Here is a 17,063-nt window from a genome sequence, read left to right on the forward strand (position 1 = left end):
TGCCCGCCGCCGAAGACGCGGCCACCGCGCGCCCGGCCGGCGCGCCGCCGCCAGGGTTCGGCGCGGCACCCGATTTCAGCGCGACCAATCCGCCGCCGCCCAATGCATTCCCGCCGTCGCCGCCGCGCTATCTGCGGCAGAGCGATTCGGCGTGGAGCGTGTTCGGCCGCATCATCGCGGCGCGCGCGCGGCAACTGTTCGATCGCGCGGGCCAGCGGATCACGCAGCGCACGCTGCGCATCGGCGTGTCGGCGCGCATCTTCCATCCGGAGCCGGGTGCGAAGGGGCTGCGCGGCAAGACCTTGCAGTATCTCGAGGAATCGATCGCGCACTGGGTCATGTCACGCGACGTGATCGTGTTCATGATTCCGACGGTCGGTCATCAGGGCATGCTGCACCCGAGCAACATCCGCTTGCGCGACTACGCCAAGCATCTCGACGGCCTGCTGCTGCAAGGCGGCGCCGACGTCTCGCCGCAGACCTATGCGGAAACGGCAATCAGTCACGAGTGGCCCGGCGACCGCGTGCGCGACATGTACGAACTCGAACTGCTACACGAGTTCGTCGAGTCGGGCAAGCCGGTGCTCGGCGTCTGCCGCGGCTGCCAGCTGATCAACGTCGCGTTCGGCGGCACCTTGTATCAGGACATCGCGACCGATGTGCCGACCGCCGGTGCGCACGTCAACGAGAACTACGATCAGCACCGCCACGGCGTCCATTTTCCGGACGGCTCGACATTGCTCAACATGTTCCCGGGGCGGCGCGACGCGATCGTCAACTCGATCCACCACCAGGCGGTGAAGACGCTCGGCCGCGATCTCAATATCGAGGCGGTGTCGGCGTCGGACGGCATCATCGAGGCCGTGCGCTACCGGCGCGCGCCGTTCGTGATGGGCGTGCAGTGGCATCCGGAGTTTCATCGCGCGGGCGGCCCGGAACTGCTCGATTGCACGCCGTTGCTCGATACGTTCCTGCGCGTGGCGCGGGAGACGCGGTTCTAGCCGGGTTTTCCGCCTGCGTGCGAGGGGTGGCGCGCTCTGCGTTTCTCGTCGCCGGTTTGTTCGACGCGCTGTCGCGCTATGCGGCGGCGCGTTTTTTCTTCTGACGCTCCTGGTGTCGTACCGTTGCGGTCTGTGTTGCCGCTGTGCCGATGGTTTGCGTGTTGGCATGGGCGGCCGGCGTGCGTTCGCGCTTGCCGGTTTTTATCTGGATAGTCAGGAATCCACGGTGTTGCCTGGTCGCTGGCAAGGTGCGATGGCGGTTTCGTGACCGTGCGAATCTTGCTTGAATCTTTGCTGATCGACGTATCTCGATTTCCACCCTATTTGAGATAGCGCGAGACAGCGGCGCGGTACTTCGCCTTGTCGCGAATCCGCGCGATAATCACCGGCTATTCTGGATTGGCGTGGAGCAGGCAGTATGAGGTTTTCCCTGGTAATTCGACGCGCGTTGCTGCTCGCGGGCGCGTATGCGTTCTGGCATGCCGGTGCCGTGCAGGCGGGGCAGGATGGCGGCACCGCACCGGTGGCCGGCACGCGGCCGGCCGTGAGCGAACTGACGCCGCAACCCGGCGATGCCGCGTCTGCAAGTGCGGCAAGTGCGCCCACGGCTGCGGATGCCTCGGCGCCAGCGGGCAGTGCGCGAGGCGACGTCGCCGAGCTGATGCAATTGATACACGACTCGAACCTGAGCGAGTTGCGCACCACGTACAACGGCAGCTACGGCGCAAGCCTGCTTTTCTATCCGGCACGGATGACGTATTACGTCGCGCTGTTTCAGGACAAGCATTTCTGGCGCGTGATCCAGTCCGACGATGCCGGGCGCGCGGAAGCCATCTACACCGATTTTGCGCAGCAGACGGCGCGGCTCGCCGACGTCGAGATTCGCCGCACGCAATTGCAGGCGCAGACCGCGTATCTGCAGGGCATCATCGCGACCTCGCAGGAACAGGCGCAGCGCTTGCAGGCCGACGTCGAGGTCGCGCGTACGCAGCAGGCCAAGGTCGACGACTATCAGCGGCAGGCGCACGGCGAAGCGCTCACGTTGAGCGCCGAGCGCGACAAGGCGCAAGCGCAGTTGCGTCAGGTGCAGAGCGAGGTCGAGCAGTTGCGGCAACAGGCCGAAGCGGGTTTGCCGGCGCAGAAATAAGCGCTTGGGGTCGGCCATGAACGCGACCCTGACAAAGCCCGGCTCTGGGGAAGAGCCGGGTTTTTTTACCTCCACCTATCGCTCGATCTATTGGTCGATTCGAACAGCGCAGCTGAATCCCGCCCGCGGATGACGTCGTGCGGACGTTCCGCTCACTTCGCGAATTGCTCCGGAATTTCGGTGACGCGGCGCTGCGAGATGTGAGTCATCCACTCCGTGCCGTTGCTGGCCGACGCATCGTTCGACGCGGCCGGGCGTGGCGGTGGCGCGATCTCGTACACGGGTGTGGCGGCGGCCATGGTCACGGCGGCGTATTCGTCGCGGCTAAAGCGTGCTTGCGCCGGTAGCGAGTCGGTTCGCACAACCGGGCGAGTGTGCAATCGAGGCGAAGCGACCGGTGCGGCACGCATGAGCGCGATGCGCGGCGTGCCATGTGACGACGCCATCTGCACAGCACCGCCTTGCTCCGGCCTGTGATCCTTCCTGGCGCGCGGCATGTTGCCGGAATGCCGGGTGACCACGTTGCTCGAATGGATCGAGTGAGCGGGGTGGATTGGCGCATCCCGTCTTAGCGCTTTGTGCACCGATGCAGCGACAGGTGGGACGCTCGGTGTAGCAACGACCTCGGCATGCCTCGTTGCCGGCGTAACAGTCACTGGAGCCGGAGCGTCGACTTCGCCGACATCCCGCGTTTGCCGATGCGCAACCTCATTGCGCGTGTAATCCTGCTCAGGCCGCACCTCGTGTACCTCGTGCACATCGTGGCTAGCCATAAGCATGTCGAAGGGTTTCAGCAGCGCACCTGCCATCCGAGTCGGCGCGAAATGCTGGCCCATCGCAATCCACGCCAGCATCGCCGCGCCGCCGACCATACAGGTACCGCCCGCTATCGCAGCCCAATGCCGCGAAGCGCGACGTTTTGCGTGCCGGGACGGGCGTACCCTGAGCGGGATTCGCATCGGCTCCTGGGCGAAGGTTCGCAGCGCGTCGGCACCGCTTGCGCTGGAAATAATCGTGGGCCGCGCAACCTCGGCGGCGCGCGTGGCCCTGGTCGCAGGCGCCGCCACATCCGGCCTGTCGAACGGCTGCCACTCGCAGCACGCGAACATGTCCCTGTCTCTCAGGCACGCGGTGCGCAGCAGCGCGACACAGCGCAATTCGAGTTCCGCGCGCCAGGCTTCGCCGGGCGGATGCGCAGACCAGTCGCGGCCGAACGGCGCGGGCAAATGAGCGAGCGGACGCAGGCGTGGTAGCGCGTAAGCGCCTTCGATCAAGGTGAACGGAGTGCTAGGCATCGGTTTCTTCCCGCACCCGACGACGACGGAGCGCCGGTGGGCAGTCGCAGAATCTGTGGGAGCCGATGGCGACTCGGCGCGAGCCTGGGCTGCTGCCCTCATCGCGCGATCCCGATTGATTCGGAGACCTGATAGCGGCGCGATGCAAAGGCTCGACCCGATGAAGCCATCGGCAAACAGAAAATGATGCCTTGAAACAGACCCTTTTGACGTTCGGACTTCTCCGAAAATGATGTCCTATACGTTCAGGGACTCAACCGGTACACATACCGCAACGCCGTGATGTCGACCCCGCCCATATGATCGGGCTCCGCGCCGACGAACTGCCAGCCCTGCCGCTCATAGAAGCCGATTGCCGGCGTATTGCCTTCGAGCACGTACAGATACAGCTGCGTCTCGCCTTGCGCGCGCGCCCAGTCTTCGGCGGCGCGCATCAGCAGCTTGCCGACGCCGATGCCCTGGTAGCCGGGCAGCGCGTGCAGGTTGTCGAGCAGCACACCCCACGCGGACTCGGGCTGTCGCTCGACGCACACGAAGCCGGTCGGCTCGTCGCCGAGTTCGGCGATCAGCACGGTGCGGCGCTCGCCGCCCGGCGCATCGAGACGCGCGGCCCAGTAGGCGGCGCGTTCGCGCGTGACTTCGCCATCGAGGAACGCATCGGGCAACAGGCCGCGATAAGTGGCCTGCCAGCTGGCGCTGTGAATCGATGCAATGAGCGCGGCGTCCTCGGTGGTCGCGGGACGCAATGAAAGAGCAGGGGTGGTTCGCATCGGGGTAAGAATCGACTCAATGGTGTTGCACGAAAAGTTTACCGCGCTGCGTGCCGGTGTCGCGTAAGCAAACTGTATGCGTTTCGCGGCGGCGTGTTCAGCAGTAACATTACGTGGCGCGGGCCCCGCATGAATCACGATGTTTACCCTGATACCGGCGGTGCATCGCGAACAGCAAAATGCGGCGCCCTCGCGCGCGCTTTTCCGGTATCGTTCGTGGCATCCGCTTGCCGAACGCAGGGGATCGTTTCAACTGCCTGACCGCGACTGTCGCCGACTATCGAACAGCACGGCGGGCTCACACGAGAGTGTCATGTCTACTGCGACCCACGCTACTTCCGCTACCGAAGAATCCAAGGTCAAGACAGTCTTCCGCGTCGTCAGCGGCAACTTTCTTGAGATGTACGACTTCATGGTCTATGGCTACTACGCTTCGGCGATCGCCAAGACCTACTTCCCGAGCGGCAACGATTTCGCCTCGCTGATGCTGTCGCTGTCGGTGTTCGGTGCGGGCTTCCTGATGCGTCCGCTCGGCGCGATCGTGCTCGGCGCCTACATCGACCATCACGGCCGCCGCAAAGGCCTGATCCTCACGCTGAGCCTGATGGCGCTCGGCACGCTGACGGTCGCGGCAATCCCCGGCTACGCGACCCTCGGGCTCCTCGCACCGGTGCTCGTGCTGCTCGGGCGGCTGCTGCAAGGCTTCTCGGCCGGCGTCGAGCTCGGCGGCGTGTCGGTGTATCTCTCGGAGATCGCGACGAAGGGCAACAAGGGCTTCTACTGCTCGTGGCAGTCGGGCAGCCAGCAGGTCGCGGTGGTGTTCGCCGCGCTGATCGGCGTGCTGCTCAACAAGCTGCTGCCTGCCGACCAGATGTTCGCATGGGGCTGGCGCGTACCGTTCCTGATCGGTTGCCTGATCGTGCCGTTCCTGTTCATCATCCGCCGCTCGCTGCAGGAAACCGAGGAGTTCGCAGCGCGCAAGCATCGTCCGAGCATGGGCGAGATCATGAAGTCGATGCTCGCGAATTACCCGATCGTGCTCGGCGGCATGGGCATGGTCATCATGACGACCGTGTCGTTCTACATGATTACCGCCTACACGCCGACCTTCGGCAGGGAAGTGCTGAAGCTCTCGGCCATCGACACGCTCGTCGTCACGGTCTGCGTCGGTATCTCGAACCTGATCTGGCTGCCGCTTTCGGGCGCGCTGTCGGACCGTATCGGGCGCCGTCCGGTGCTGCTCGTGTTCACGGTCCTGACGATTCTCACTGCGTATCCGGCGCTGCAATGGCTCGTCGCCGATCCGTCGTTCGTGCGTCTCCTGCTCGTGCAATTGTGGCTGTCGTTCCTGTACGGCTGCTACAACGGCGCGATGGTCGTGGCGCTGACCGAGGTGATGCCGGTCGAAGTGCGCACCGCCGGCTTCTCGCTCGCCTACAGCCTCGCGACGACGATCGGCGGCTTTACGCCGGCCATCGCCACGCTGGTGATCCACGTGACGAGCAACAAGGCGGCGCCGGGTCTGGTGCTCGGCGTGGCGGCGATCTGCGGTCTGCTCGCGACGCTGTTCCTGTATCGCACGCCGGAATCGCGCAATCAGTATCGGGCGGCCTGACGGGTTCGGCTGATCGTCTGAAAACAAAAAGCCCCGCGTATGCGGGGCTTTTTGTTGGGCGGCGCGTGGCGAGGCGCGAGAGTGTGCGACGGCGTAGGGTGGTTGCGACGCGTGCTCCTGCGTTCCCGCATTTCCGCGTTCCCACGACGCCGTGCGCTTGCCGCTAACCGTTGCGCAATGCCTTCGCCACCGCATCGGCCACGTCATCCCACGCGCCGGGCCGCGGCTGACGCACGAGTGTCGCGCCCGCATACCACGGGCTGCGCGTGTCGTCTTCGAACCAGCGCCAGTCGGCGGCGAACGGCAGCATCAGCCAGAGCGGCTTGCGCAGCGCGCCGGCCAGGTGCGCGATCGACGTGTCGATCGACACGACCGCATCGAGCCGCTCGATGATCGCGGCGGTATCGGCGAAGTCGCCGATACGTTTGTCGAAGCGATGAATCGAGGCCGCGCGCGGATGCGCGTCGAGCGTCGCGCGTTCGGCATCGTTCAGGTCGGGTTGCAGCACGATCCAGTCGATGCCGTCGAGTGCGAACAGCGGTTCGAGCGCGGCAAGCGGCATCGAACGCGTTTCGTTGCGCTGAATGCGTCCCGACCACGCGAGCCCGATCTTGCGTTTCGCCTGGCCGCCGAGCGAGCCGCGCCATTTGCGGCCATACGCGGGCGGCACGCTTAGATACGGCGTGCGGCCCGGAATCGTGTCGTAGTTCGTGCCGAGCGCGAACGGCAGGCTCAAGAGCGGAATCTGCAGATCGGCGGCCGGGCGCGGCTGGCCGCGCGCGATCAGCGTCACGCGCCACGTTCGCGCGGCGGGCGCGAGGAGCGGCAGCAACGACGGCTGCACTTCGAGCACGACGCGCGCGGCGCGCTGCGCGACCAGCGGCACGAAGCGCACGAATTGCAGCGTGTCGCCGAAACCCTGTTCCGCATGGACCAGCAGCACGCGGTCCTCGATCGGCTCGCCATGCCAGCGCGGCAAGGTTTCGATAACCGGCTGCGCGACCGTTTGCAGCCGCCATTCGTATTCGGGCAGCCCGCGCGCGAAATCGCGCATCGCGAGCCAGGCCAGCGAGCGGTTCATATGCGCGGCCGCGAGATCGGGGCGCAGACGCAACGCCTGATCGAATGCGCGCACGGCGGCGGCCTGTGCGCCGAGCGCCTGGTGCACGGTGCCGAGCGCGAGCCATGCGAGCGCGAATTGCGGATCGAGACCGACCGAGCGTTCCAGGTACGGCTGCGCCTCGGCGGCCCGGCCGAGCGCCGCGAGCGCATTGCCCATGCCGTAGATCGCGGGCGGCAGATTCGGCTGCAGGCGCAGCGCCGCCTCGAACGAGGCGACCGCCTCGGCATGGCGACCGGTGGCGTCGAGTGTATTGGCGAGATTGAAGTGCGCGGCGACGAAGCGCGGCTCGGTGGCGAGCGCGGCCTCGAAGCAGGGCACGGCTTCGGCCGGCCGGTCGAGCGCGTTCAGCGACATGCCGAGGTTGTTCAGCGCGCCCGCGTGATCGGGGCGCAGCTCCAGCGTGCGCCGGAACGACGTGATCGCCTCTGCATGACGCCCGAGCGCGTGCAGTGCGTTGCCGAGATTGTTGTGCGAGGACGCGTCGTCCGGTTGCAGGCGCAGCGAGCGGCTGAACGCGTCGGCGGCGTCTTCGTGACGGCCCACCGACGCATACGCGTTGCCGAGGTTGTAGTGCGCCATCGGGAACGTCGGCGCGAGCGTGAGCGCGTTGCGGAACTGCTCGATCGCGGCGTCGACCTGGCCGAGCGCCCTCAATGCATTGCCGAGGTTCAGTTGCAGCGCGGCGTCGCCGGGACGCAGATTCACCGCGCGCCGCACGAGCGCGGCGGCTTCCTCATGCTGGCCTTGCTGATGGCGCAGCACGCCGAGCAGGTGCAGTGCGTCGACGTGGCTGGGGTCGTGGTCGAGCGTGGCGCGATAGCCGCGTTCGGCTTCGTCGAGGCGGCCGTCACGATGCGCCGCGAACGCGCGGTCAAAAACGGGTTGCATGACGGGGGAGGGCATTCGGAGCGGACGAGGGCGCATTTTCCCATACTTGCGCGGGCGGACTCCGATTTGCGCCGGTTGTGGACATCTCTTGTGGACCTATCTCCCGGACCCATCGCACGGGCGCATCCCGACGAGCGACAGGCGCCGCGCCCGCGCGTGACGCATGTGCCGCCACGCGATTGATGCAGCGCACCCGTGCGCGGCTTGTCGGCGGCGTACACTAGAACGCATTGTTGCCTCCGGAGTTCCGCATGGACGCTGTCGCCTACGACGCGTCGCCGGTGCTGATCGTCGGGGCCGGTCCCACTGGACTTGCCGCAGCGATGAGTCTCGCGCGCGCCCATATCCCCGTGCGTCTGATCGACAAGGCGGCGCAGCCGAATCCGCATTCGCGCGCGATCGGCATTCAGGCGCGCACGCTCGAACTGCTCGAACAGCATCGGCTGATCGAACCGTTTCTCGAACTCGGCCATCGCGCGCGCGTCGCCAATCTGTTCTCGAACGGCATGCGGCTTGCGCAGCTCGATTTCGATCCGCTGCACACGCGCTATCCGTATCTGCTGTTTCTCGATCAGTCTGTGACCGAGCGGCTGCTCACCGAGCATCTGGCGACGCTCGGCGTGACGGTCGAGCGCGGCACCGAACTGACCTCGTTCATGCAGGGCTCGGCGAGCATTCAGGCGACGCTGCGCCGCGCGGACGGCCACACCGAAACGCTGCGTCCGTCGCACCTGATCGCGGCCGACGGCGCGCATAGTCTGATTCGCCACCGGCTCGCCCTGAGCTTCGAGGGCAAGACCTTCGGGCAGACGTTTCTGCTCGCCGATCTGCGCGCCGAAACCGACTGGCCCGACGACCAGTTCCATATCTTCGCGTCCGGTGAAGGCCTCGTCGCGCTGTTTCCGATGGGCCACGGCCGCCATCGTCTGATTGCCGATCACGCGGCCGGGCTGCCGGGTGCCGCCGTCGTGCCGGTGGCGCCCAGCGAGCCGCCGCCGGGCCCGCCGCTGAATCTGCCGCCGCCGCCGTCGCTCGAACAATGCAAGACGCTGATCGCGCGGCGCGTGCGCGAGCGTGTCGACGTCTCGGATCTCGCGTGGTCCTCGTATTTCCACGTGAATAGCCGCATGGTGGATCGCCTGCGCGTGGGCCGCATCTTTCTGGCCGGCGACGCCGCGCATGTGCACAGCCCGGCCGCCGCGCAGGGCATGAACACCGGCATCCAGGAAGCGCTGAACCTCGGCTGGAAACTCGCGCGCGTGATTCGCGGCGCCGCGCCCGACCGGCTGCTCGATACGTACCACCTCGAACGGCATCCGATCGGGCGCGACGTGCTGCGGCAGACCGGCTTCATCACGCAGATGGCCGAAGCCGGTCACGGTCCGCTGAAGCTGTTGCGCGAGCGCGTGATGCCGGTGCTGGCCGCGCTCGGTCCGCTGCGCGATGCCGCGCGCGCGACGATCAGCGAACTGTCGGTCCAGTACCGGCGCAGTCCGCTCACGCTCGAACGCGTGCTCGACGGCGGCCCGCGTGCGGGCGAACGCGCGCCCGATGCGCTCGTGCATGTGGTCGATGGTCCGCTCGGGCGCGCGCCCGGGGTCGGCTGCCTCTTCGATCTGCACGATCCGGCGTTTTTCTCGCTGTTTCTGCTGGTGCCGCCGCTGCCGGTCGACGGCACGCCGCTCGATCCCGCCGCGAAGCATGCGCCGCCGGCCGACCCCGAGGTGGAGAAGCTCGCGGCCGAAGTCGAGCGCCTGCTGCCGGGCGCGGTGCGAATCTGGCGCGTTACCGATACGAGCGGCGACGGCGCGCCCGCGCTCGCCGAATCGTATGGCCGCACGCGGCCGTCGTTCTATCTGGTGCGGCCCGATGGCTATATCGGCGCGCGCGGGCGTACCGGCTCGGACCTGCACGGCCTGTTGAGGCACTGCGAAGCGTGGTTCACGGCGGCGGGGGAGATACGGGAGCAGGTGGCGCTGTGAGGCCTGACACTCGTTGAGTTGAACGTCGATCCCGGTCTCGCATGCGCATGCCAGCGCGCGCAACCTCGTTGCGCGCGCGGCTCATGCGAAAGCGCTCCGGGACTGGACCTGGACCTAAACTGCTGCTGGTGTTTGCGCCGGCGTCAGCTTCTCGCGATACCTGACGATCGCCTCGCGCGTGAAGTCCGACAGCGCGATGTCATACGTATCCGGCGCTTCGTCGAGCGTCGTGAGCAGCGCGCGCCGCATGCGCGGCTCCCAGAAACGATGGATATGGTCGGCGACGCCGCTCAGCGCCTCCTCGTGATCGGGCATCGATTCGAAGAAATCGCCGATCCGGTTCGCCATGTCGATCAGATTCCGATTGTCCATGGCTCGCCTCACTTGCCCGAGGTGACGGCGGCGGGCGCCTTGGCCGGCTCGCGCTGCTTGAGCAGTTCGAGCTGCTCGCTATTGAAGCGCGAGTAGTCCTTCTGCCATTGCGACGGCTGCTCGACCGGCATCACCTGTACCGCGGTCACCTTGTACTCGGGGCAGTTGGTGGCCCAGTCGGAACTGTCGGTGGTGATGACGTTCGCGCCCGATTCGGGGAAGTGGAACGTCGTATAGACGACGCCCGGCTGCATCCGCTCCGTGACCTTCGCGCGCAGCACGGTCTGCCCCGCGCGCGATTCGATGCCGACCCAGTCGCCGGTCCTGATACCGCGTTCTTCCGCGTCGTGCGGATGCAGTTCGAGCCGGTCTTCGTCATGCCACAGCGAGTTCTCGGTGCGGCGCGTCTGCGCGCCGACGTTGTACTGCGAGAGGATGCGGCCCGTCGTCAGCAGCAGCGGATACCGGCGCGTGACTTTTTCAGGCGATGCGATGAACTTGGTGATCACGAACTTGCCCTTGCCGCGCACGAAGGTGTCGACGTGCATGGTCGGCGTGCCGTCGGGCGCTTCTTCGTTGCACGGCCACTGGATGCTGCCCATTTCGTCGAGCTTGCGGTACGACACGCCGTGGAAGGTCGGCGTGAGCCGCGCGATTTCGTCCATGATCTCGGACGGATGCGCGTAGTCCATCTCGTAGCCGAGCGCGCGCGAGAGCAGCAGCGTGACTTCCCAGTCCGCATAGCCGCCGAGCGGCGGCATCACCTTGCGCACGCGCGAGATGCGGCGCTCGGCATTGGTGAACGTGCCGTCCTTTTCGAGGAACGACGAGCCGGGCAGCAGCACGTGCGCGTATTTGGCGGTCTCGTTCAGGAAGATATCCTGCACGACGATGCATTCCATCGACGACAACGCCGCCGCCACATGATGCGTGTTCGGGTCCGACTGGACGATGTCCTCGCCTTGGCAGTAGAGGCCCATGAAGCTGCCGTGCAGCGCGGCGTCGAACATGTTCGGAATGCGCAGGCCCGGTTCCGGTTGCAGCGTGACGTGCCAGGCGTCTTCGAACAGCGAACGCGTGACCGTGTCGCCGATATGGCGATAGCCCGGCAACTCGTGCGGGAACGAGCCCATGTCGCATGAGCCCTGCACATTGTTCTGGCCGCGCAGCGGATTCACGCCGACACCTTCGCGGCCGACATTGCCGGTTGCCATCGCGAGGTTCGCGATGCCGATCACCGTCGTCGAGCCTTGCGCGTGTTCGGTGACGCCGAGGCCGTAGTAGATCGCGGCATTGCCGCCGGTCGCGTAGACGCGCGCGGCTTCGCGCACCTGCTGCGCGGGCACGCCGGTCGCGGCCTCGGTCGCTTCGGGCGAGTTCTCCGGCAGCGCGACGAACGCGCGCCATTGCTCGAACGCGCGCGTTTCGCAGCGCTCGGCGACAAACGCTTCGTTAAGCAGACCTTCGGTGACGATCACATGCGCGAGCGCATTGACGATCGCGACATTGGTGCCGGGCCGCAATTGCAGATGATGCGAGGCCTTCACGTGCGGCGTATCGACGATGTCGATCCTGCGCGGATCGACGACGATCAGCTTCGCGCCCGCGCGCACGCGCCGCTTCAGGCGCGAGCCGAACACCGGGTGGCCGTCGGTTGGATTCGCGCCGATCACCATGATGACGTCGGCCTTATCGATCGAGGCGAAGGTCTGCGTACCCGCTGATTCACCGAGCGTGGTCTTCAGGCCATAGCCGGTCGGCGAATGGCAGACGCGCGCGCAGGTGTCGACGTTGTTGTTGCCGAACGCGGCGCGCACGAGCTTCTGCACGAGGTAAGTCTCTTCGTTGGTGCAGCGCGACGACGTGATGCCGCCGATCGAATCGCGCCCGTGCTTCGCCTGGATGCGGCGGAATTCCGAGGCCGCATACGAGATCGCTTCTTCCCAACTGACTTCGCGCCACGGGTCGGTGATCTTCGCGCGGATCATCGGTTTCTTGATGCGGTCCTTGTGCGTCGCGTAGCCCCATGCGAAGCGGCCCTTCACGCAGGCATGGCCTTCGTTGGCCTGGCCGTTCTTGTGCGGCACCATCCGCACGACCTGGTTGCCCTTCATCTCGGCCTTGAACGAGCAGCCGACGCCGCAATACGCACAGGTGGTCACGACCGAGTGCTCGGGCTGGCCGAGCATCACGACGGTCTTTTCCTGCAAGGTCGCGGTCGGGCAGGCGGCGACGCAGGCGCCGCACGACACGCACTCCGATTCCATGAACGGCTGGTTCTCGCTGGCGGCGACGCGCGATTCGAAACCGCGGCCGGCGATCGTCAGCGCGAACGTGCCCTGGGTTTCCTCGCAGGCGCGCACGCAGCGATTGCAGACGATGCACTTCGACGGGTCGTAGGTGAAGTACGGATTCGATTCGTCCTTCCTGTCCTTCAGGTGATTCGCGCCGTCGAAGCCGTAGCGCACCTCGCGCAGGCCCGTCACGCCCGCCATGTCCTGCAGTTCGCAGTCGCCGTTGGCGGGGCAGGTCAGGCAGTCGAGCGGATGGTCGGAGATGTACAGCTCCATCACGTTGCGGCGCAGCGATTGCAGACGGTCGGTCTGCGTGCGCACCTTCATGCCGGCTTCGACCGGCGTCGTGCACGAGGCCGGATAGCCGCGCCGTCCTTCGATTTCGACGAGGCACAGACGGCACGAGCCGAACGGTTCGAGCGAATCGGTCGCGCAGAGCTTCGGTACGTTGACGCCGGCTTCGACCGCCGCGCGCATCACCGAGGTGCCGGCGGGCACCGTCACCGCCTGGCCGTCGATTTCGAGCGTGACGTCGACGTCCGCGTGACGGGCGGGCGTGCCGTAGTCGGTGTCGTCGGAGAACGGGTTGGCAGCGCGCGCCATGGCCTGCGACTTGCACGCGCAGTTGCCTGAGCCGCAGCCGCCGGTGGAAGAGTTGAGCTGATCGGACATGATGGGGCTCCTGGGTCAGGCCGCGGCCGCTTGGGTGGCGTGGCCGGCAGCGGCATCGGCGGCGAGACCGAAATCTGCGGGGAAATGATCGAGCGCGGACAGCACCGGATACGGCGTCATGCCGCCCATCGCGCACAGCGAACCGGACACCATCGTGTCGCACAGATCGCGCAGCAGTTGCACCTGGCGCGTCGACGTATCGCCGTTGCGAATCCGCGCGATCACCTCGACGCCGCGCGTCGAGCCGATCCGGCACGGCGTGCATTTGCCGCACGATTCGAGCGCGCAGAAGTGCATCGCGTATTGCGCGAGTTCGGCGAGGTTCGAGGTGTCGTCATGCACGACGAGACCGCCGTGGCCGATCACCGCGCCGACCGCCGCGTACGCTTCGTAGTCCATCGGGATGTCCCACTGGCTCTCGGGCAGATAGGTGCCGAGCGGACCGCCGACCTGCACCGCGCGCGCCGGCCGGCCGCTGGCGGTGCCGCCGCCGTAATCGTTCAGCAGTTCGCGCAGGGTCACGCCGAACGCGAGTTCGACGAGGCCGCCGCGCTTGATGTTGCCGGCCAGCTGGAACGGCAGCGTGCCGCGCGAGCGGCCCATGCCGAAGTCTTTGTAGAACGCCGCGCCGCGCGCGAAGATGATCGGTACCGTGGCGAGCGTGATCACGTTGTTGATTACGGTGGGCTGGCCGTAGAGACCGGCAAGCGCCGGCACCGGCGGCTTCGCGCGCACGATGCCGCGCTTGCCTTCGAGCGATTCGAGCAAGGCGGTTTCCTCGCCGCACACGTACGAGCCCGCGCCTTTCGCGACGAACAGTTCGAAACGATGCGCGGTCGAGCCGAGCACGCTGTCGCCGAGCCAGCCGGCGGCGCGCGCGCGGCCGATGGCCGTTTCGAGCGTCGCGATCGAGTGTGGGTATTCGCTGCGCACGTAGATGTGGCCGACGCTCGCGCCGGTCACGACGCCCGCGATGATCATGCCTTCGATCAGCATGTACGGATCGCTTTCCATCACGAGGCGATCGGAGAAGGTGCCGGAGTCGCCCTCGTCGGCATTGCAGACGATGTACTTCTGCGCCGCCTTCGCGCCGCGCACCGTGCGCCATTTGATGCCGGCCGGAAACGCCGCGCCGCCGCGTCCGCGCAGGCCCGATTCGATCAGCGCTTCGCAGGCGGCGTCGCCGTCGGTTTGCAGCGCCGCGCGCAAGCCTTCGAGGCCGCCGTGGGCGACATAGTCGTCGATCGACAGCGGATCGGTGATGCCGATGCGCGCGAAGGTCAGGCGCTGCTGCTTCTTCAGATACGGCATCTCGTCGACCACGCCGACGCGTCGCGCGTGTTCGCCGCCGTCGACGAAGCCCGCGTCGAACAGCGCGGCGACGTCGGCCGCTTCGACGTTCGCATAGCCGACGCGGCCCTCAGGCGTGGCGACTTCGACGAGCGGTTCGAGCCACAGCAAGCCGCGCGAGCCGTTGCGGATCAGTTCGATCTGCATGCCGCGGCGCGCGGCTTCGCTCGCGATGGCCTCGGCAACGGCATCGGCGCCGAGCGCGAGCGCCGACGAATCGCGGGGAACGTAGAGGCGTGTCATGCCGGCACCTCCACGCATGTGCGGGCCGCGGCGAACAGCGCGTCGAATTTCTGCGGCGACACGCGCGCGTGCAGCGTGCCGTTGAGCATCAGCGCCGGCGACAGCGCGCATTGGCCGAGGCAGTACGCCGATTCCAGTTCGACGGTGGCGCCGTCCTGATGGCCGGCGTCGAAGCGGCAGCCGGTGTGCGCCTCGATGTGCCGCGCGAGCGCTTCGGTGCCCATGCTGCGGCACGCTTCGGCGCGGCACAGCTGCACAGTGACGGGCGCGGCCGGCGTGGTGCGGAAATGGTGGTAGTAGGTGATGACGCCGTGCACTTCCGCGCGCGACAGGCTCAGCGCGCGGGCGAGCGGCTCGACCGTGGCGGGCGGCACATAGCCGACTTCGTCCTGGATCGCGTGCAGGATCGTGATGAGCGTGCGGCCAGGCTGTGCGTGACGTTGCACGAGTTGCTCCGGCGCCGTGGCGAGAGAATCTTCCAAAAGGGGGCTCCTCCAAAGCGATATATGCACTTGTTATTCATAATACGTGCACGTATGCTTCGCTTATTCGATATGGTATAGCCGAACGATAGGCGGGCCGACGGGCGCACGCAATAGGAAAGAGATACACATATATGGTCAGGATCGAATGCCAGGTCGAACTGGTGGTGAAGGGTGCGGACGGCCGCGAGGCCAGCCTGTCGGAGCTGGTGCCGCTGCTCGCGCTCGTCGACGAATCGGGCAGCATTGCCCAAGCCGCGGCGCTTAAGGGTTTGTCCTACCGGCATGCGTGGGGTTTGCTGCGCGGCATCGAGGAGCGTCTGGGCGGCGCGCTGATCGAGAAAGAGCGCGGGCGCGGCTCGGTGCTCTCCGAACTCGGCCAGGCGGTGCTGCGCGCGCAGCGGCTGTGCGGCGAGCGGCTCGACGGCAATCTGCAGGCGCTCGCGAGCGAGGTGGCGAGCGACCTGAACCGCTGGCTCGCGCCGCCCGCCGACGACGTGCGCATCCACGCCTCGCACGGTTACGCGGTGGCCGCACTGGTGACGGCGCTCGTCGCGCACGATCTGCCGGTCGAGATCAAATATCGCGACAGCGCGGACGCGGTCAGTGCACTCGCGCGCGGCGAGTGCGATCTGGCGGGTTTTCACCTGCCGCTCGGCGAATTCCGCGCGGTGTGCGCCGATACCTATCGGCGCTGGCTCGATCCGCAGCGCCATGTGCTCGTGCATCTGACGCGGCGCAAGCAAGGGCTGTTCATCGGCAAGGGCAACCCGAAGCGGATCGGCGGCCTCGGCGATCTCGCGCGCGACGACATCCGCTTCGTCAACCGGCAGCCGGGTTCCGGCACGCGCATGCTGCTCGATCTCGCGCTGCGCCGGATCGGCGTGGACCCGGACCGGGTCAACGGCTACGCGTCCACCGAACTCACGCATTCGGCGATCGCGGCCTTCGTCGCGAGCGGCATGGCGGACGTCGGCTTCGGCGTGGAGCCGGCCGCGCATCACTTCGGGCTCGACTTCATTCCGGTCGTCGACGAAGACTATTACTTCGCGTGCGACCGCGCGCATCTGACGCGCGCGCCGCTCGCCTCGGTGATCGAACTGCTGCGCGGCAGCGCGTTTCGCCATCGCGTCGAGCAGCTCGACGGCTACGATCCGCGCGACTGCGGCAGGCTCGTGGATCTGGCGGAAGGGCTTGGAGAGGCGGTTTGAGCGGTGGAAAACGCGATGGCAAGTGGGGTGGCAAGCGCGCTGGAAAGTGCGCTGGGATGGACGGTGGAATCGGCGCTGCCCCGGCGATGGCGTAAGCGGTTGTAATCGTTAAGCTGCGTAGGCCGCTGCGAAGTGCGTTCGTTTCAGCTACTCTCTTGGCTTCGCATCCGCTTTAACCACGCGCCACGCCGCGCCGAACACTATGAAAGCTCTTCTTCACGCATGTGCCGCGGTCGCCGCGGCGGGTGTGCTTTGCGCCACCGTTTCCGTTGCTTTCGCGCAGAATTCGCCCGGCGTGCCGGGCGGCATCCTGCAGGACGAGTTCCGTATCAACGAACATCCGCAGATGCCGTTCGCGGCGTCCGCGCCGTCGAGCAAGTATCAGCATGGCAAACCCACGGCGGCGCGCAAGCGTGGCGACATGGGCGATCCGAACGGCTGCAATCTGCAGTGTCCTCAGGACCAGTAAGAGGGGTGTGCCGGGCTTCGGTCGACGTCTGATAACGTCGAACGTCTGACAGTGCCCGAGGCAACGACAACGCCGGCTTTGCGCCGGCGTTGTGCTTTGTGGGCCTGCTTCCCCGCGCGGTTCTGCGTGGGCGATTTGTGACAGCCTAC

At 66.7% G+C, this 17,063-nt stretch carries 13 protein-coding genes; 6 read left to right on the plus strand and 7 right to left on the minus strand.

Translation table 11 applies throughout. The annotated features are described in order from the left end of the window. Together G3N58_RS25320 and G3N58_RS25325 are read left to right on the plus strand one after the other, a co-directional pair. On the plus strand, positions 1-1,001 hold a 1,001-nt coding region (locus tag G3N58_RS25320; RefSeq protein ID WP_205989220.1), incomplete at its 5' end, for a type 1 glutamine amidotransferase. Positions 1,002-1,419: 418 nt separating this feature from the next. Beyond that, complete coding sequence (locus G3N58_RS25325; RefSeq protein WP_206000491.1) at positions 1,420-2,148, plus strand: DUF2968 domain-containing protein; 729 nt, start codon at positions 1,420-1,422, stop codon at positions 2,146-2,148. Between the two features lie 152 nt (positions 2,149-2,300). On the opposite strand, the gene G3N58_RS25330 is transcribed toward G3N58_RS25325, so the two are convergent. Next, positions 2,301-3,422: a hypothetical protein gene (locus G3N58_RS25330; protein WP_206000492.1), complete on the minus strand. Its 1,122-nt coding sequence runs from the start codon at positions 3,420-3,422 to the stop codon at positions 2,301-2,303. Positions 3,423-3,688: 266 nt separating this feature from the next. Next, positions 3,689-4,213 (minus strand): GNAT family N-acetyltransferase, encoded by a 525-nt coding sequence (locus G3N58_RS25335; RefSeq protein ID WP_167284672.1) that lies wholly within the window; start codon positions 4,211-4,213, stop codon positions 3,689-3,691. Positions 4,214-4,526: 313 nt separating this feature from the next. Between G3N58_RS25335 and G3N58_RS25340 the strand changes: the two genes are divergently transcribed. Next, entirely contained in the window at positions 4,527-5,828 is a 1,302-nt protein-coding gene (locus G3N58_RS25340; protein ID WP_167284673.1) for an MFS transporter, read from the plus strand. A 163-nt stretch (positions 5,829-5,991) separates the two neighbouring features. Here G3N58_RS25340 and G3N58_RS25345 read toward each other — a convergent pair whose 3' ends face one another. Continuing rightward, the gene (locus G3N58_RS25345) at positions 5,992-7,839 is read right to left on the minus strand and encodes a tetratricopeptide repeat protein (protein WP_206000493.1); all 1,848 of its coding nucleotides are present in this window, start codon (positions 7,837-7,839) and stop codon (positions 5,992-5,994) included. 251 nt (positions 7,840-8,090) lie between these two features. Between G3N58_RS25345 and G3N58_RS25350 the strand changes: the two genes are divergently transcribed. After that, positions 8,091-9,821, plus strand: coding sequence for an FAD-dependent monooxygenase (locus G3N58_RS25350; protein WP_206000494.1), 1,731 nt, complete (start codon positions 8,091-8,093; stop codon positions 9,819-9,821). Positions 9,822-9,935: 114 nt separating this feature from the next. Here the strand turns inward: G3N58_RS25350 and G3N58_RS25355 are convergent, their stop codons facing one another. The 4 genes from G3N58_RS25355 to G3N58_RS25370 are packed head-to-tail and all read right to left on the minus strand — an operon-like array spanning position 9,936 to position 15,234. Continuing rightward, positions 9,936-10,193, minus strand: coding sequence for a formate dehydrogenase subunit delta (locus G3N58_RS25355; RefSeq protein ID WP_167049559.1), 258 nt, complete (start codon positions 10,191-10,193; stop codon positions 9,936-9,938). 8 nt (positions 10,194-10,201) lie between these two features. Beyond that, a complete protein-coding gene (gene fdhF / locus G3N58_RS25360; protein WP_206000495.1) occupies positions 10,202-13,159 on the minus strand; it encodes a formate dehydrogenase subunit alpha in 2,958 nt (985 codons plus the stop codon). A 15-nt stretch (positions 13,160-13,174) separates the two neighbouring features. Beyond that, a complete protein-coding gene (locus G3N58_RS25365) occupies positions 13,175-14,752 on the minus strand; it encodes a formate dehydrogenase beta subunit (RefSeq protein WP_206000496.1) in 1,578 nt (525 codons plus the stop codon). Next, complete coding sequence (locus G3N58_RS25370) at positions 14,749-15,234, minus strand: NAD(P)H-dependent oxidoreductase subunit E (protein WP_167284678.1); 486 nt, start codon at positions 15,232-15,234, stop codon at positions 14,749-14,751. Before G3N58_RS25370 ends, G3N58_RS25365 begins: the two co-directional genes overlap by 4 nt. A gap of 134 nt (positions 15,235-15,368) precedes the next feature. Here G3N58_RS25370 and G3N58_RS25375 point away from each other — a divergent pair, with 134 nt between their 5' ends. Next, positions 15,369-16,445: a substrate-binding domain-containing protein gene (locus G3N58_RS25375; protein WP_167049551.1), complete on the plus strand. Its 1,077-nt coding sequence runs from the start codon at positions 15,369-15,371 to the stop codon at positions 16,443-16,445. Positions 16,446-16,647: 202 nt separating this feature from the next. Further along, the gene (locus G3N58_RS25380; protein WP_167049549.1) at positions 16,648-16,914 is read left to right on the plus strand and encodes a hypothetical protein; all 267 of its coding nucleotides are present in this window, start codon (positions 16,648-16,650) and stop codon (positions 16,912-16,914) included. Positions 16,915-17,063 lie beyond the last annotated feature (149 nt).

Origin of the sequence: Paraburkholderia sp. Ac-20342 (genome assembly GCF_017104985.1) — a bacterium.
In the GTDB taxonomy this organism is placed as follows: domain Bacteria; phylum Pseudomonadota; class Gammaproteobacteria; order Burkholderiales; family Burkholderiaceae; genus Paraburkholderia.

What these genes read in the sequence shown, in the direction of transcription:
- G3N58_RS25375 (WP_167049551.1), top strand. Translation starts at nt 15,369, where the DNA reads ATGGTCAGGATCGAATGCCAGGTCGAACTGGTGGTGAAGGGTGCGGAC.
- G3N58_RS25345 (WP_206000493.1), bottom strand. Translation starts at nt 7,839, where the DNA reads ATGCAACCCGTTTTTGACCGCGCGTTCGCGGCGCATCGTGACGGCCGC.
- G3N58_RS25340 (WP_167284673.1), top strand. Translation starts at nt 4,527, where the DNA reads ATGTCTACTGCGACCCACGCTACTTCCGCTACCGAAGAATCCAAGGTC.
- fdhF (WP_206000495.1), bottom strand. Translation starts at nt 13,159, where the DNA reads ATGTCCGATCAGCTCAACTCTTCCACCGGCGGCTGCGGCTCAGGCAAC.
- G3N58_RS25335 (WP_167284672.1), bottom strand. Translation starts at nt 4,213, where the DNA reads ATGCGAACCACCCCTGCTCTTTCATTGCGTCCCGCGACCACCGAGGAC.
- G3N58_RS25365 (WP_206000496.1), bottom strand. Translation starts at nt 14,752, where the DNA reads ATGACACGCCTCTACGTTCCCCGCGATTCGTCGGCGCTCGCGCTCGGC.
- G3N58_RS25325 (WP_206000491.1), top strand. Translation starts at nt 1,420, where the DNA reads ATGAGGTTTTCCCTGGTAATTCGACGCGCGTTGCTGCTCGCGGGCGCG.
- G3N58_RS25355 (WP_167049559.1), bottom strand. Translation starts at nt 10,193, where the DNA reads ATGGACAATCGGAATCTGATCGACATGGCGAACCGGATCGGCGATTTC.
- G3N58_RS25350 (WP_206000494.1), top strand. Translation starts at nt 8,091, where the DNA reads ATGGACGCTGTCGCCTACGACGCGTCGCCGGTGCTGATCGTCGGGGCC.
- G3N58_RS25380 (WP_167049549.1), top strand. Translation starts at nt 16,648, where the DNA reads ATGAAAGCTCTTCTTCACGCATGTGCCGCGGTCGCCGCGGCGGGTGTG.